The sequence below is a fragment of the Aurantimonas litoralis genome, from assembly GCF_026153195.1.
GTDB classification, from domain to species: Bacteria; Pseudomonadota; Alphaproteobacteria; order Rhizobiales; family Rhizobiaceae; genus Aurantimonas; species Aurantimonas coralicida.
The window spans coordinates 13,490-29,072 of the sequence record NZ_JAPFBM010000010.1 but is presented as its reverse complement, the minus strand read 5'-3'; the positions used below and the strand labels follow the sequence as shown (position 1 = coordinate 29,072).

The window sequence follows — 15,583 nt, the reverse complement described above, 5'->3', positions numbered from 1 at the left end:
ACATCGATCCTTGATTCACATGCTGTTTTCGTTAATGTTCGCAACGAACAAGGCGCTGCCCGCATGTTTCGCCCTGCGGTCTTCCGGCAAAGTTAGGGGACATTGATGGGAGAGAGAACTCTCACCAGAGCGGATCTTTCGGAGGCCGTCTTTCGCAAGATCGGGCTGTCGCGAACCGAGTCGGCGCAGCTGGTGGAAATGGTCCTCGACGAGATGTGCTCGACGATCGCCAGCGGGGAATCGGTGAAAATCTCGTCCTTCGGGTCGTTTCTGGTGCGCGAGAAGAACGAGCGGATCGGCCGCAATCCGAAGACCGGCGAAGAAGTGCCGATCCTTCCGCGCCGCGTTGCCGTGTTCAAGCCCTCCAACGTCCTCAAGGACCGGATCGTCGAGGCGCATGTACAGCGCCAGGACGGCGGCAGCGCCGACAAAGAGACCGAATCCATGGCCATGCTGAACGCGGCGGCCGAATAGCCGAAACGGCTCGACGATTGCGACCATGACCGACAAGAGCGCCGACGCCTTCCGGACCATCAGCGAGGTCGCCGACGAACTCGACCTGCCGCAGCATGTGCTGCGGTTCTGGGAAACCCGTTTCCAGCAGATCAAGCCGATGAAGCGGGGCGGGGGGCGCCGCTACTATCGGCCCGACGATGTCGAGCTCCTGCGCGGCATCCGCTACCTGCTCTACGTCAAGGGCTTCACCATCAAGGGCGTGCAGCGGATCCTCAGGGAGAACGGTCCGCGCTTCGTCGTTGCCATCGGGACCGGCGACATGGCCGCGCTGGCCCAGATCCAGGCGGGCCGCACCAATCTGCCCGCTGCCGCCGCGCCCGCGGCCGAGGCGCCCCAGCCGCCGCTGCATGATCTCGATCTGATCGCCACCGAGCCGCTGCCCGAGCCACCGGCCGCCGAGGCCGCGCCGGCACCGATGGCTGCGCCCGAACCGGAGATGCGGGAGCCGGACGAGCCGGCCAGGCCACGCGGCGGTTTCCTGAAGCGCTATCGCGAGCCGGCCGCGGATGCCGGCACCGGACTTCCGGCCGAAAGCATCGCCGCCCTCGACGACGTGATTCTCGAACTTCTCGAGTGCAAGCGCCTGCTCGATCAGGTCCGCTGATCGGCCGGTATGGGCCGCGATTGCGGGGCTACCATCGCGTCGCCGCCGCCGCGTTCCGGGCCACCCGCATGCGCCGCCGATCGACATCAGACGATGGCGCTTTCGCGCCGATTTTCCTGTTGCACCGAAAGCGTCCGGCCTCTAGGAGTGACGCAGTCGGAGCGTAGCGCAGCCTGGTAGCGCACCTGAATGGGGTTCAGGGGGTCGGAGGTTCGAATCCTCTCGCTCCGACCAGCTTTCCCACATGACATCGCAGCATGATTTCTGAGACGACACGGCCTGTCCGTGCCGTTCACGGCGCGGCGCTTGGGCTTGTCCCTTTGCGCGTCGCCATCGCCTGCGCAATCGCGCGTGCCGCCAGCCCGTCCGTCATTGTCCGGGCGGTTGTGTCGAGGCGGGGCCGGTCAGTCTGCGACGGGCATGCGGCAATGTGCTCGCCAATCGATCCGCAACCTATCGCGCCACGCACTGTTTCACCCCTTGAGTTGGAACACGAAGCGGAGCACGCATGGTCAAGAAAGTCAGTTCGACCGAGGCCCGGCAGGGAAGCAGGGGGCGTCCCGTCCTCCTGATCCTGATCGCCGGTCTCTTCCTCATCGTGGTCGGTTATTTCATCGTCGGAGCGATCGGTTATTCGACACAGCCCGATGGCGATACGCTGGAACCGGATTCCACCCGGACCACGTCCGAACAGACCGACAGCGTCGTCGTGTCCCCGCAGGACTCGCAGACCGGCGATTGACCGTTGCAGCGTGCCGGACGGCGCAGCACCGTTCGGCAAACTCATGTGACGCGTATTCTCGGACGCAGCGTCCCGGCATCGCATCTTCAGCCTTCAAAGCGCATCCGCATCGCGGGACTCGACGCTGACGCCGTCGGTGACGCTGTCGCTGGGAAACAGGATGACCCGCGCGCCCTCCGGCACGCCGTCCCGCAGTTCGGCCATCGCGTCGTCGCGGTGATCGATGTCGACTGGCCGCATGACTGCGCGGCCGTCCTCGACCACATATACATTCCAGGCGTCGCCCGAGCGGAACAGCGCGCCGAGCGGCACCCGGCGGACGGCGTCGGCCTGCCAGACCGCGATCCTGACGAAGACGCGGTAGCGGTGGCCGGGCAGCGGCGTCTCGGCGTCGGTCGGATCCATGTCGAGCCGCACATTCACCCGCTGTTCCTCGATGCCCAGGGCGGACACCTTGGTGAAGGCGGTCGGCTCGATGCGGCGCACCTTGGCCGTCAGATCGGGTCCGCCCCAGTCGGCGATGATGGCCGTGGCGCCCTCGCGTACCCGGACCGCGTCCGAGGAGAGGAGGTCGACGACCACCTCCAGCCGGCGCGGGTCGCCGATCTCGGCCAGGGCGGTGCCGGCCGGCACCACCGCCTCGCTCTCCACCGGCACCGAGATCACCACGCCGTCGGTCGGAGAGAGCAGGGGCACGCAACGGTCGGACATGGAGCCGACCGAGGGCGCGTCGTCCGGCTGGATCAGACGCACCTGGGCGCTCACCAGTTCACTCTGTCGGAGCGCAACCTGGTTCTCGGCACGCTGCAGCGCGGCCTGCTTGAGTTCGACGGCGGTTCTCGCGGCCTCCAGCGCGGCGGCGGAGATGATGTTGGTCGCCTTCAGCTTCTCGGCACGTTGCAGATCCGATTCGGCCTGCCTGAGATCCGTCGCGGCAAAGGTCAGGTCTGTCTCGGCCAGCTCGATCCCTGCGCGGGCCACGCCGACGGCGGCCGCCAGTTCGCGTTCCGAGCGCATGTCGATGAAGCTCGGATCGATCGGATGCAGCGTCGCGATCAGGCTGCGATCGGCCACCAGCCGGTCGCCGACATGCAGGGGGCTGCGCTCGGTCCGGGCCGCATAGGGCGCCGACACCGTGTAGACGTCGCGGTACTGGGCGATGCCTTCCTCGTCGACGGTGACGGTGAGAGGGCCGGTGGTCACGACGGCGATGTCGACGGGGATCGGCTTCGGCCGAAGGGCCTCGTAGGCGGCGAAGGCGACACCGCCGAGGACCAGCGGGAGCAGGATGTATTTCAGCCAGCGTGCCATGGATTACTCCCTCGTCTTCAGGACGCGGATCAGGTCGAGCCGGTCGACCCGGCGACGCACCAGCAGGGCGGAGCCTGCGGCGGCCGCCAGCACGATGAGGCTGGCCTTGGCGAAGATGGCGGGTTCCAGCACCAGCGGGATCTGGAAGAGGTCGCTGGCGAAGCCGTCCGTCACCAGCATCGCGAAACCGGCCCCCAGCGCCCAGCCGAGGGGCTGCGCAAGGATGACGACCAGCAGGAGTTCGGTCAGAAGGACCTGCGAGACCTCCATCCGGGTGAAGCCGAGCACCCGCAGGCTGGCGAGTTCCCGCGCCCGTTCCGACAGCTGGATGCGCGCCGAATTGTAGATCACGCCGAAGACGATGATGACCGCCAGCGTGAGGTAGAGGGTCGTCATGATCGAGATGTTGCGGTCGATCGTCTCGCGGAACTTGTCGCGCGACAGGGTCTGCAGACCGAGCGAAGCGATCGCCGGCGTCGACTTGATCGCTGCGTAGAGGGCATCGAGCGCGGCCGTGTCGACCGCCAGATGCGCGCCGCCGACGCGCGGTCCCTCGCCGGTGAGGCGTGACAGGGTGTCGATGTCCATGAAGACGCCCAGCCCCAGAAAGCTCTGGACGACGGCGCTGATCCGCACGGTCGTCGCGTTCCGACGGCCGGTGAGCACCTCGACATTCGCCGTTCCGCCCCGGGTCAGACCGAGCACCTGGGCGACGCGTTCGGAAATGACGACGCCGTCGGATGGCAGCACCATCGGATCGAAGCCGGCGTCCAGAACCCGCGAGAGCGTGGTTGCCGGCGGCTTTCCCGTGATGGCAAGGCGACGTGACCGGTTGCCGTTGCTGAGGATGACGGGCACGCTGAGATAGGGCTCGGCGGCGACGACGCCGGGCAGATGGCGCACGGCCGCTATGACGGAGGGCTGCGCCGGCTCACCGAAGGCAAGGCTCGCATGCTGCCGATCGGCCCGCCAGAACACCGTTTCCACCATGAAGTCGACCGAGTCGCGCGCAAACAGCGCCGTGACCAGAAGCGCGACGCCGAGGGCCATGCCGAGGCTGGTCAGCGCGGCACGGACCGGCTGATGCAGCAGCTGGCGAAACGCCATGACCGTGAGCTTGGAGAACAGGTTCGCCAGTCCCAGGCGGGCGAGGAGCGACCGGCCGAAGCGTGCCGGCGCCGGGGGGCGCATCGACACGGCGGGGTCGAGCGCCAGGACGGACAGGATCGCCTTCATCGCCCCGGCCAGCGCCGCGGCGATCGAGATGCCCGCGGCGATGGCATAGAGGTCGGGGCTCGACTGGAACACCAGAAAGGGGAAGGAGAAGAACTCGCCATAGAGACGGGCGAGCCCGCGCCCGAGCCAGGTTCCGGCTCCGGCGCCGATCGCGACGCCGACCGCCGAGATCGCGATCACCAGCTTGGCGTAGTGCCAGGCGATCGTGCGATCGTAATAGCCGAGCGCCTTCAGGAGGCCGATCTGTTCGCGCTCCAGGGCCACCAGCCGCGTCAGCACGATGTTGATGAGGAAGGCCGAGACGAGCAGGAAGATCGGCGGGATGATCCGCGCCATGGCCGCGAGCTGGTCGAGCTCGGCATCGAGAAAGGCGTGCGACATCTGATGCTTGCGCCCATAGGCTGCCATGCCGCCATAGGGTTCGAGCAAGCGGTCGACCGCCATCATCACCGCCGGTTCGCCGGCGCCGGGCATCAGCCGCAGAACCAGATTGTTGAACGCCTCCTTTCGGTCGAACACCGGGCCCAGCACGTCTTCGGGCATGTAGAGGATGGCGTAGCGGCGCGGGTCGGGGACCATGTCGCCCGGACCGATCGTGTAGATGAACTCCGGGGACAGGACCGTGCCCGTGATCTGCAACTGTTCCTTGCGTCCGTTGAGGATCGCCGAAAAACTGTCGCCGATGCGGAAGGCGTGAGCCCTGGCGAAATCCTCGTTGACCGCGACCTCGTTGGCGCGGCCAGCTTCGGGGAGCCTGCCGCGGCGCACCAGCAGCCGATTGACCCGGGGTTCGCCATGGGCGGGCAGCGAGATCACCTGACCGGAGGCGGGCTCGCGCATCTGCGGCAGGTCGAGCAGCACCCGGCGGCTGATCCGCATCTCGAAGGAGGCGACGCCGGGGATTTCCGAGATCGCCTTGCCGAGCGACAGCGGCGCCCGGTTCGCCTCGGCCACCACATGGGCAAAGCGATAGCGCTCGTAATAGGCCTCGCGGGTCAGCAGCAGGGAGCGGTGCGCACCGACCGCGATGATGATCGTCATGACACCACAAGCCATGACCAATGCCACCGCCAGGCCCTGCGCCCAGAGGCGCATGAGATCGCGCAGGAGTTTGCGGTCCAGCGCCGCCACCGGGATCACCAGCTCACCTGGCTCGGGGCCAGGCGCGTTTCGTTGCGGTGCATGCTCTCGATCCGCCCGTCGACGAACTGGAAGACGCGGTGGGCGATCGCCTGGATGCCGGCATTGTGGGTGATGATGGCGGTGGTCGTGCCGAGGGTCCGGTTGATGGTGGTCAGCGCCTCCAGCACCATGATGCCGGTCGCCGAGTCGAGCGCTCCGGTGGGCTCGTCGCACAGCAGCACTTCCGGCTGCTTGGCGATGGCCCGGGCGATGGCGACGCGCTGCTGTTCGCCGCCGGACAATTGCGCCGGGAAATGGTCGCGGCGCTCGGTCAGGCCGACGAGTTCCAGCGCCTGCGACGGCGTCATCGGATTGCGCGCGATCTCGGTGACCAGTGCGACGTTCTCGCGGGCGGTCAGGCTGGGGACGAGATTGTAGAACTGGAAGACGAAGCCGACATGATTGCGCCGGTACAGCGTCAGTTCGCGGTCGCTGGCGCCGCTGAGGTCCGTGCCCTGAAAGCCGACGTGGCCGTCGGTCGGCCGGTCGAGCCCGCCCATGATGTTGAGAAGCGTCGACTTGCCGGAGCCGGACGGGCCCAGCATGACCACCACCTCGCCGGCCGCGAGTTCGGCACTGACGCCGCGCAGAGCCCAGACGTCCGCTCCGCCGGTCCTGTAGACCTTCGTGACGTCCTGCATCGCGAAGACAGCGTTGTCCGTCATCCAGCCAGACGAGCATCAGCGGAGCCGCGATACCTTGACCTGCCTCAATCCACCGGGACGTTGCGAAGGTTGATCGGGATCAAGGCCGGGCATCGCAGTCGGGGTCATCCTGCAGGATGCCGAGCGCGCCGCAGGTCCGGGCGCACGGAACATCCGCCGCATCAGGCATCCGGCGTCGATGCCGCTTCGAGCCGGCCGCGCTGTCGATACCAGGGAGATTGGCCATGAACGACGTGACACAGGTGCGCGAGGCCGTGGGTGTCTTCCACGACCGGACGCAGTTCCAGGCGGCGATCGACGATCTGCTGCTCGGCGGCTTCGACCGGGCGGAGATCAGCCTGTTGGCCAGCCGCGCCGCCGTCGAAGCGAAGCTCGGCCATCGCTACAGATCAGTGCGCGACCTGGAGGATGATCCGTCCGTGCCCGTCGTCGCCTATGTTTCGAAAGAGAGTCTCGGGGACGCCGAAGGCATGGTCGCCGGGATGCTGATCTATGTCGGCGCGGTGGCCGCGGCCGGCGCCATGCTGGCCTCCGGCGGCACGCTTGCCGCGGCCATCGCGGCTGCTTCGGTTTCGGGCTACATCGCCGGCTCGCTCGGCAGCGTCCTCGACCGGACGATCGAGCGAAAGTATTCGCAGCGCCTGGAAGAGCAGCTGGCCGATGGCGGGCTGCTCTTGTGGGCGCATGTCCGCGATCTCGAGCATGAGGCCCGCGCCGTGGACATCATGCGGCGCAATGGCGGGTCGGACGTTCACGTCCACGATCTTACGGTCGCACGCGAAGCCGCCGAGATGAAGCGCCGGATCGACGACATGCTGGACGAGGCGGGAAAGGAATCCTTTCCGGCCAGCGATGCGCCGTCCTTCAATCCGGGGACGGCCGGGGGACCGCACTGACGCCTCCGCCGCCGACATTCGCGGCAGGGCTCAGAAATGCACGCCGATCCTGAACGGCCCGTGGCGGGTGGAGGCAGCGACGAGATAGGCGGTCGACCACCCGATCAGGATGAAGCCGCCGACCCCCTCCAGCGCCCCCAGCAACCGCCATTCTGGCAGGAGGACGACGTCGCCATAGCCGACGGTGGAGAAGGTCGAGGTCGAGAAATACAGCGCCTCGGCAAAGCTCTCATGGGCGCCCAGCAGTACATAGGCGAAGGCCCACAGCCAGATCTCGATCGTGTGCAGGGCGAACAGGCCGAGCACGGTCCCGAGCATCGACAGGGACCGTCCCAGAGCGTGGCGGTTCAGGTTCAGCCAGCGGATCACCCATGCCATGGCGCGGGTGAGCGCGACGAGGCCGAGCGTATGGACGAGGACCGTGAGCGCGATCACCAGGGTGCCGATGGCGAGATTGAGCAGCAACAGCGTCTCTCCGATGCGTCGATTGGGCCCGATGGTGCGCAGCGCCGATGCAGCGCGGGCCGGCCACTTTTCAGGAGCCGAGGCACGGCAGCATCCCGGACCATGGGTAAAGCGACGATCGCTGCGTGTGCTTGCGCCAGATCAATCCCGTCCGGGTGATCCTCCCCCATTGTGACATCGGCCGGTTCCCCGATGCGAAACCCGGGAGCCGGCGGGGAAGGAGCCCATCATGGTCACGACCGATCTGAACGCAATCCTGGCCCGGTGCGAGGCCGCCACCGCGCCCGACGCTGCGCTGGAGGCCGAGCTTCGCACGGCGCTGCATGAGCATGCGTCGTCAGTCGAGAGCGCCGCGGACGCCGACCGCGCCATGGCGTCCGCCGACGGGGCTCTGGCGATGGTCGCGAGGGCGCTTCCGGGCTGGAGCATCATCCTGCGCGGCGGCACGGGTCCTGGCGGGCACTGGCACTGCGTGCTGCGGGAGGGCGAAGGCCACCACGACGATCAGACCGTGGCGGCGGCCCGCGGCAACACCCCGGCCATGGCGATTGCCACCGCGACCTTGAAGGCGATCGCCGGGTTCAAGGCCGGTTACCGCTGATCGCACCCGCCCTCGCGCGGCATTTCTGACGCGGCGAGAGCGACAGTTCGCGGCCACCCATCCGGACATCGAAGGAGACGGAACATGCCCGACAGGGAAATCCTCTGGTTCGAAGCGACCGGGCGCGGTGACGTGGCGCGGGTCGGCGGCAAGAATGCCTCGCTCGGCGAGATGGTGCGCGCGCTGGCCCCGGCCGGCGTGGCGGTGCCGCCGGGCTTTGCCACGACCGCGGACGCCTATCGCCGCTTCGTGACGGCCAACGGGTTCGACGCGGTCCTGCGCGACACGCTGGATGCACGCGCCGCCGGCAAGATCACCCTGGCCGAGGCCGGCAGCACGATCCGCGCCGCCTTCGTGCGCGGCGACTGGCCCCCGGAGACGGCGGCGGCCATCGGCGAAGCCTATCGCGAGCTTTCGCGGCGTTCGTCCATCGAAAATGTCGACGTGGCCGTCCGCTCCAGCGCGACGGCGGAAGACCTGCCGGACGCCAGCTTCGCCGGGCAGCAGGAAACCTTTCTCAACGTGTCCGGCCCGTCCGCCGTGCTGGATGCCTGCCGTCGCTGTTACGCCTCGCTGTTCACCGACCGGGCGATCGCCTATCGCGAGGCCAAGGGCTTCGACCATTTCAAGGTGGCCCTGTCCGTCGGGGTGCAGCGGATGGTGCGGTCCGATCTCTGCGGCTCGGGGGTGATGTTCTCGCTCGACACCGACACCGGCTGCGAGAACGTCGTGTTGATCAATGCCGCCTGGGGGCTTGGCGAGAACGTCGTGCAGGGCGCCGTCGATCCCGACGAGTATCAGGTCTTCAAGCCCTTCCTCGACGACCCGGCGCTGACGCCGATCATCCACCGGGCGCTCGGGGCGAAGGACAAGAAGATGATCTACGCCACGAGCGGAGACCGGCCGGTCAAGAACGTCGCGACATCGCTCGTCGAGCGACGGCAGTTCGTGCTGGGTGACGCCGACATTCTGGCGCTGGCCCGCTGGGCGGTGATCATCGAGGCCCATTACGGCTGCCCGATGGACATTGAATGGGCCAAGGACGGCCGCGACGGTTCGCTGTTCATCGTCCAGGCGCGGCCCGAGACGGTGCAGTCGCGGCGCGAGGTCGGCGCGGTGAAGCGCTACCGCGTCGGCGCGCATGGCCGCGAGCTCTGCGCCGGCCTGTCGATCGGTGAGGCCGCCGTGTCGGGCCCGGTCTGCGTGATCCGGAATGCCAGCGAGATCGCACGCTTCGTCGACGGATCGGTGCTCGTCACGGAGATCACCGATCCCGACTGGGTACCGGTCATGAAGCGCGCCGCAGCGATCGTCACAGACCATGGCGGGCGCACCTCGCACGCCGCCATCGTCAGCCGCGAGCTCGGCCTGCCGGCGATCGTCGGTACGGGCAACGCGACGCAGATCCTGCATGACGAGCAGGAGGTGACGGTCTCCTGCGCCGAGGGCGAGGTCGGCTTCGTCTATGAAGGGGAGGCCGAGGTGACGGCTGACGTCCTCGATCTCGCCGATGTCCCGCCGACGCGGACCCGCATCATGCTGAACCTCGCCAATCCCGCGGCGGCAATGCGCTGGTGGCGGCTGCCGGCCGACGGGGTGGGGCTGGCGCGGATGGAATTCGTCATCAACAACGCCATCAAGATCCACCCGATGGCGCTGGTTCATCCAGAGCGCATCGCCGACGGGGCGGAGCGGGACGAGATCACCGAGCTCACCCGCGGATACGAGGACAAGCCCGCCTTCTTCGTCGACCGGCTGGCCGAGGGGCTCGCCCGCATCGCCGCGACCGTCCATCCCAAGCCCTGCATCGTGCGGATGAGCGACTTCAAGACCAACGAATATGCCCATCTTCTCGGCGGCCGGGCCTTCGAGCCCGAGGAGGAGAACCCCATGCTCGGCTTTCGCGGCGCCTCGCGCTACGATTCCCCCCAGTACCGCGAGGGCTTCGCGCTGGAATGCCGGGCGATCCGCAAGCTGCGCGAGGAGATGGGCTTTACCGGCGTCATCGTCATGATCCCGTTCTGCCGCACCCTCGAGGAAGCCGATCGCGTGCTCGCGGTGATGGCCGAGAACGGGCTGGTGCGCGGCGAGAACGGATTGGAGGTCTATGTCATGTGCGAGATCCCCGCGAACGTGATCCTGGCGGGCGAGTTCGCCACAAGGTTCGACGGCTTCTCCATCGGCTCCAACGACCTGACCCAGCTGACGCTGGGCATCGACCGGGATTCGGACCTTCTCGCCGCCTCCTTCGACGAGGAGAACCCGGCGGTAAAATGGATGATCCGCCACGTGATCGGCGAGGCGCACCGGGCCGGCGCCAAGGTCGGCCTCTGCGGCCAGGCGCCCAGCGACAATCCCGCCTTCGCAGCCTTCCTCGTCGAATGCGGCATCGATTCGATCTCCGTCACGCCGGACAGCTTCGTCGCCGTGAAGCAGCATGTGGCACGCGCCGAGGCCGGCGAGGGGGTAGCCTCGCGTCCGGCGGAGGCAGCGCTATCATGATCGGGCAACAATTTCGAAGGCCGATGCCATGAGCGAAAACCTCGTCGTCTGCGCCAGATGCGGCGGCATCAACCGTGTCGCGCCGGACCGCCCGGCGCTCGCCGCCAAATGCGGGAAATGCAAATCGAAGCTGTTTGCCGGCCATCCCGAAGATGTCGACGCGGCGGTCTTCGAGCGTCAGGTCTCCCGCAGCACGATCCCGGTTCTGGTGGATGTCTGGGCGCCCTGGTGCGGACCGTGCCTGTCGATGGCGCCAGCCTATGCGGCGGCGACCGCGGAACTCGAACCGCATGTCCGGCTGATCAAGCTCAATTCCGACGCCGAGCAGGCGGCCGCCTCCCGCCTGTCGATCCGTGGCATTCCGACGATGATCCTGTTCGCCAAGGGGCGGGAGGTAGCGCGGACCTCCGGCGCCATGGGAACGGGGCAGATCGTGCAGTGGGTCCGGGACCACTTGCCGGCGGCCAGCGCCTGACGACGTAACGCGCCTGCCGGCATCGGCGACGCGTCGTCTCCGGAGCAAGAATCATAAGGGCGACGAGCGGCAGCATCCGTTTTCGGCGTCCTCCGCCCGGGCCCTGCCGCCGTTCCCTTCCATCCCGGACCCTGAAAGCCTGAGGAGACGCCCGTGGACGACCATCCGGCACTGCAGACCGAAAGACGCGACAGGCTCGCCGAGCCCGTCCTGCGCTTTCACGGTGCGGCGCGAGCCGTCACCGGCTCCTGCTACGAGCTCGAAGCGGACGGCAGGCGGATCCTGATCGACTGCGGCCTGTTCCAGGGCTCGAAGGCCGAGAAGGAACTGAACTATCGCGCTTTTCCCTTCGATCCGAACGGCATCGACGCGGTGCTCCTGACCCACGCCCATATCGACCATTCCGGACTGCTTCCCAAGCTGACGAAAGCGGGTTTTGCCGGTCCGATCTTCGCGAGCCGCGCGACGGAGGATCTGTGCACGGTGATGCTGCCCGATTCCGCCTACATCCAGGACACCGAGGTCGCGCATCTGAACCGGCGCAACAAGCGCCGGGGCCGGCGCACGGTCGTGCCGATCTACGACGGCGCCGATGTCGTGAACTGCCTGAAGCAGTTCGAGCCCGTAGCGCTCGGCGACTGGTTCACGGTCGCCGGCGGCATAAGGGCGCGCTACTGGAACGCCGGGCACCTGCTCGGCTCGGCGTCCATCGAGCTCGAATGTCCGGCGCCGGGAGAGCGGCCGCGGCGCCTGCTGTTTTCCGGCGACATCGGCCCGGAGCACAAGCTGCTGCAAGCCGATCCATCGGCGCCCTCCGGCTTCGACTACGTCATCTGCGAGAGCACCTATGGCGATCGCGACCGGGAGGGCGCGAGCGAGGCCGATCGCCGCCTCTTACTGCGCGAGGCGGTGGAGGCCGCGCTGGACCCGGACGGGGCACTGCTGATTCCGTCCTTTGCGGTGGAGCGGACCCAGGAGCTGCTGGTCGACCTGCAGATCCTGATCGAGAGCGGCGATCTGCCGGCGGTGCCGATCATCATCGACTCGCCGCTGGCCACCCGCGCCACCGGCGTCTTCGCCCGGCACGCCAGGGAGCTGGACCACGGCGAGATCCTGTCGCGGGCGCTGACGTCGCCGAATATCCGCTTCACCGAATCCGCCGAGGAGAGCAAGGCGCTCGACCGGCTGAAGGGTTTCCACATCGTCATCGCCGCCAGCGGCATGTGCGAGGCAGGGCGGATCCGCCATCGGCTGCGCAACTGGCTGTGGCGGCCGCAGGCGACGGTGCTCTTCGTCGGATTCCAGGCCCAGGGGACGCTCGGCCGCATCCTGCGGGACGGAGCGTTGACGGTCCGCATTCAGGGCGACGAGGTGATCGTGCGGGCAAAGATCCGGGCGATCGATCTCTATTCGGGCCATGCCGACGGGCCGGAATTGCGGGAATGGCTCTCCGAGCGCTGCCCGGTGGCGGCCGGCGTGTTTCTCGTCCATGGCGAGGTGGAGGCCATCGACGCACTGAAGGAACGGCTTGCGGGCGTGGTCGCCCCGGAGCGCATCGTCATCCCGCAGCTGGACGCGGCGTTCAGGCTGACGGCGTGGTCGGCCGTGCCGGTATCCTCGGAGCCCGTCTCCCGCATCGATCCGGCCCAGCCTGGCCATCTGGACTGGCACAACGAGGTGTCCCGCCTGCTTCTCGACATCAACGAGCGTCTGGAGAACGCGGCCGGCGACAAGGCGCGGGGCGTGATGATCCGGAAGCTGCGCCGGGCCATGAGCGAGGCCGATTGAGCCGATGGCGACCGGGCTGCGGCACGGATCGCGCGCATGCCCCGATCGCCGCCGCTGGCGGTGATCAGCCGAGCAGCTTGCGGAACGTCCGTTTGAGACGGCCGGGGCGCAGCGGGTCGGCGAGGTTGGATTCGGCCAGCATTTCCTCGTCCGGGGTGAGTTCGCGCATCGGCAGCGGCACCAGGCGGCGGCCGTTCGTGGCGCTGACCCTGTCGACGAGGGCGATCATCGATCCGCCGTCGGCCAGCGCGTCGCGGACCGCGTCCTGGGAGAGGTCGAGATGCTCCCCGAGGAGATCGTCCCGGATATGGGCGATCCGCTTCGCGACCGCGGGGTCGTCCTCGGATTCGATGACGAGATCGCACTCGCTGTCATAGCCCATGGACCGGTTGTTGAGATTGGCCGAGCCGATCTTCAACAGGCGGTCGTCGGCGATCATGATCTTGGCGTGGACGTAGATCGGCGTGCCGGCGGCGTTCACCGGATAGACCAGACGGAAGCGGTCATTGTGGTCGGCCTGGCGCACGATCTGCATCATGCGGATGCGCGAGGAATCCATGAACTCGGCTTCCAGCCAGCCATCGGCCGTGTCGGGATTGACCACGAGGATCTCCGGCCCGTCCGGTTCGGCCAGCCGTTCGGCGATCGCCTCCGCGATCCGGCGGGAGGCGAAATACTGGCTTTCGATATAGAGGCGGTGCCTGGCCGTCGCGATGGCCGCCAGCGTCGCGCGTTCGATCTCGGTCACCTGCGGACGTTCGAGATGCTCGGGCACCGTACGGCAGATCGAGACGTCGATATTCTCGAAATCCACCGTCACGTCGCTGGGCCAGATATCGAAGTCTCCGGCGAAGGGACCGAGCATCTTGCCGGTCGCATGGGCCCAGCGGCTGCGGGCGAGATCGGAGAGCGCCTTGGCCGCCGGACCGGTGACGCAGGTCGTCGCGTCGTGCCAGGGGCCGAGCGGCGCCTTGCGGGGCGACAGCCGGCCCGGGCTCGCCTCGGCGTGTTCGCGGGTGTCCCAGCGCCCGGTGGTCATGTCGATGCCGCCGCAAAAGGCCAGGGCCTCGTCGATGACCAGTAGTTTCATGTGATGCGTCGAGAGCGGCGGATGCACGCCGTCGAGACGCATCTGCACCGGGCCGGACAGTTTCCAGCGCAGCAGGGTGAGGGGCGTCTCGCCGCGGCCGATCGAGTACATCATGCCGGTATCCCATTTGAGGATCCGGATATCGAGCTCGGGCCGGCGCTTGCCGAGCCATGTGAGGAACGGGCCGACGGGGTTGGGGCCGTCCAGCGTCTTGCCTTCCGGCTCCAGGTCGATCCGCGCGTCGAAATCCCAGCCGATCAGGAGGATCGAATGCCGGGCCTGGAGCATGGCCTCCTTGGCCGCCTTGAAGAAGTCGGCGGCGTCGATGATGACCGACAGTCTGTCGGCCCGTTCCCGGCGCCAGAACCAGTCGTCCGTCTGCTCGTCGAGCGCATGCGCGTTCATACAGTCTTCCAGTGGCGTTTCGTTGACGGGAACGAAGCTAGCAGCAGACCCGCGCACGGAAAGCCCGTCGCGCAACGATCTTGTCGCCGATCCTGCGAAACCTTCGGAAACGGCCCGGTGCTCACGCGGCGGCGCCGGCCCGTTCGAGGTCCTCTCTCGCGATCCGGCAGGCGACGGAATAGGCCGGGTTGAAGACGTTGGCGACGTCGTAGCGGACCGTCTGGCCGAGGAAGTGGCTCGCCGTCACCGCGTCCATTGCGTAGTCGCGGGACAGCCAGTCCAGCATTTCCGTCGTGGCGTGCTGCAGCGCCTGGTCGAGGGGGCGGGCATTGCCGAGGGTGAAGATGCCCTGCGCGTCCTCGCCGCGCGGCCAGCCGATGGTGCGGCCCTTGTCGATCTCCACGGTGAAGGCGACCTCGAAGGAGGTCTCGATGCCGGTGCCGACGATCTCGCCATCGCCCTGGGAGGCATGGCAATCGCCGAGAAAGAACAGGGCGCCGGGCCGGAAGACCGGGAAGGACAGGGTCACCTCGGCCGTGATGCCGCGATAGTCCATGTTGCCGCCATGGGGACCGCTGGTGGCGGTGGAGATGGCCTGGCCGAGCGCCGGCGCGACGCCGCAGCAGCCGATCATCGGCGCCAGCGGCAACACCCAGTCGCGCAGCCGCGTCGGCGGGTTCTCCAGCCGCACGGTGTTGGCATCCTTGTCGATGATCCACTCGACCCGCTCGCGCTCCGGCATCTGCGCGGCGCGCTGCGGATCGACGACGTTCGGCGCCAGGACGGAGAAGGTCCAGCCGCGGTCGCGGTTCGGCGTCATGCGCTCGATGGTGACGCGCAGCGTATCGCCCGGCTCGGCGCCTTCGACGAGGAAGGGACCGGTCATCGGGTTCGGCCGCGTGCCGACGAAGGCGCCGGTGGCGTCGGCGCCCCAGGCGTCGAGCGTGTCGGTGATGACGGTGTCGCCCGGCGCAATGCTCAGCGCCGGCTCGTGCGGGCCCAGCGTGTTGTGGAAGCGTGTCGGCTGGAAACGATGTTCGGCCACGGGACAACTCCGGTCATTCGCGTTCCCTCTGCCTATAGCCGCGGGGACGGGGGACGGCCA

At 67.8% G+C, this 15,583-nt stretch carries 14 protein-coding genes and 1 tRNA gene; 9 read left to right on the top strand and 6 right to left on the bottom strand.

Features of this window, described 5'->3' with window-relative positions:
• Nucleotides 1-105 precede the first annotated feature (105 nt).
• The 4 genes from N7I30_RS17935 (at nt 106) to N7I30_RS17920 (ending at nt 1,862) form a co-directional block, all read left to right on the top strand.
• Nucleotides 106-474: an integration host factor subunit alpha gene (locus tag N7I30_RS17935; RefSeq protein WP_024351413.1), complete on the top strand. Its 369-nt coding sequence runs from the start codon at nt 106-108 to the stop codon at nt 472-474.
• 25 nt (nt 475-499) lie between these two features.
• The gene (locus N7I30_RS17930) at nt 500-1,120 is read left to right on the top strand and encodes a MerR family transcriptional regulator (RefSeq protein WP_498640664.1); all 621 of its coding nucleotides are present in this window, start codon (nt 500-502) and stop codon (nt 1,118-1,120) included.
• Nucleotides 1,121-1,277: 157 nt separating this feature from the next.
• A tRNA-Pro gene (locus N7I30_RS17925) sits at nt 1,278-1,354 on the top strand.
• Between the two features lie 274 nt (nt 1,355-1,628).
• Nucleotides 1,629-1,862: a hypothetical protein gene (locus N7I30_RS17920; protein WP_024351411.1), complete on the top strand. Its 234-nt coding sequence runs from the start codon at nt 1,629-1,631 to the stop codon at nt 1,860-1,862.
• A gap of 93 nt (nt 1,863-1,955) precedes the next feature.
• Here the strand turns inward: N7I30_RS17920 and N7I30_RS17915 are convergent, their stop codons facing one another.
• Genes N7I30_RS17915 through N7I30_RS17905 form a run of 3 tightly spaced genes read right to left on the bottom strand, consistent with a single transcriptional unit; the run spans nt 1,956 to nt 6,256 of the window.
• Nucleotides 1,956-3,173 (bottom strand): efflux RND transporter periplasmic adaptor subunit, encoded by a 1,218-nt coding sequence (locus N7I30_RS17915; protein ID WP_498640662.1) that lies wholly within the window; start codon nt 3,171-3,173, stop codon nt 1,956-1,958.
• Between the two features lie 3 nt (nt 3,174-3,176).
• Complete coding sequence (locus N7I30_RS17910) at nt 3,177-5,549, bottom strand: ABC transporter permease (RefSeq protein WP_498640660.1); 2,373 nt, start codon at nt 5,547-5,549, stop codon at nt 3,177-3,179.
• Nucleotides 5,546-6,256 (bottom strand): ABC transporter ATP-binding protein, encoded by a 711-nt coding sequence (locus N7I30_RS17905; protein WP_498640658.1) that lies wholly within the window; start codon nt 6,254-6,256, stop codon nt 5,546-5,548. Before N7I30_RS17905 ends, N7I30_RS17910 begins: the two co-directional genes overlap by 4 nt.
• Before the next feature lie 224 nt (nt 6,257-6,480).
• Here N7I30_RS17905 and N7I30_RS17900 point away from each other — a divergent pair, with 224 nt between their 5' ends.
• Nucleotides 6,481-7,152, top strand: coding sequence for a hypothetical protein (locus N7I30_RS17900; RefSeq protein WP_498640656.1), 672 nt, complete (start codon nt 6,481-6,483; stop codon nt 7,150-7,152).
• Between the two features lie 30 nt (nt 7,153-7,182).
• On the opposite strand, the gene N7I30_RS17895 is transcribed toward N7I30_RS17900, so the two are convergent.
• Nucleotides 7,183-7,617: a potassium channel family protein gene (locus N7I30_RS17895; RefSeq protein WP_498640654.1), complete on the bottom strand. Its 435-nt coding sequence runs from the start codon at nt 7,615-7,617 to the stop codon at nt 7,183-7,185.
• 229 nt (nt 7,618-7,846) lie between these two features.
• Here N7I30_RS17895 and N7I30_RS17890 point away from each other — a divergent pair, with 229 nt between their 5' ends.
• From N7I30_RS17890 to N7I30_RS17875, 4 genes are all read left to right on the top strand, one after another.
• Entirely contained in the window at nt 7,847-8,218 is a 372-nt protein-coding gene (locus N7I30_RS17890) for a hypothetical protein (RefSeq protein ID WP_498640652.1), read from the top strand.
• Between the two features lie 84 nt (nt 8,219-8,302).
• Nucleotides 8,303-10,720, top strand: coding sequence for a phosphoenolpyruvate synthase (ppsA, locus tag N7I30_RS17885; protein ID WP_498640650.1), 2,418 nt, complete (start codon nt 8,303-8,305; stop codon nt 10,718-10,720).
• A gap of 28 nt (nt 10,721-10,748) precedes the next feature.
• On the top strand, nt 10,749-11,195 hold the full coding sequence (gene trxC / locus N7I30_RS17880; RefSeq protein WP_498640648.1) for a thioredoxin TrxC: 447 nt from the start codon (nt 10,749-10,751) through the stop codon (nt 11,193-11,195).
• A 153-nt stretch (nt 11,196-11,348) separates the two neighbouring features.
• Nucleotides 11,349-12,983: an MBL fold metallo-hydrolase gene (locus N7I30_RS17875; protein ID WP_498640647.1), complete on the top strand. Its 1,635-nt coding sequence runs from the start codon at nt 11,349-11,351 to the stop codon at nt 12,981-12,983.
• Between the two features lie 64 nt (nt 12,984-13,047).
• On the opposite strand, the gene N7I30_RS17870 is transcribed toward N7I30_RS17875, so the two are convergent.
• Together N7I30_RS17870 and N7I30_RS17865 are read right to left on the bottom strand one after the other, a co-directional pair.
• Entirely contained in the window at nt 13,048-14,478 is a 1,431-nt protein-coding gene (locus N7I30_RS17870; RefSeq protein WP_498640645.1) for a phospholipase D-like domain-containing protein, read from the bottom strand.
• 121 nt (nt 14,479-14,599) lie between these two features.
• Nucleotides 14,600-15,523: an acetamidase/formamidase family protein gene (locus N7I30_RS17865; RefSeq protein WP_498640642.1), complete on the bottom strand. Its 924-nt coding sequence runs from the start codon at nt 15,521-15,523 to the stop codon at nt 14,600-14,602.
• Nucleotides 15,524-15,583 lie beyond the last annotated feature (60 nt).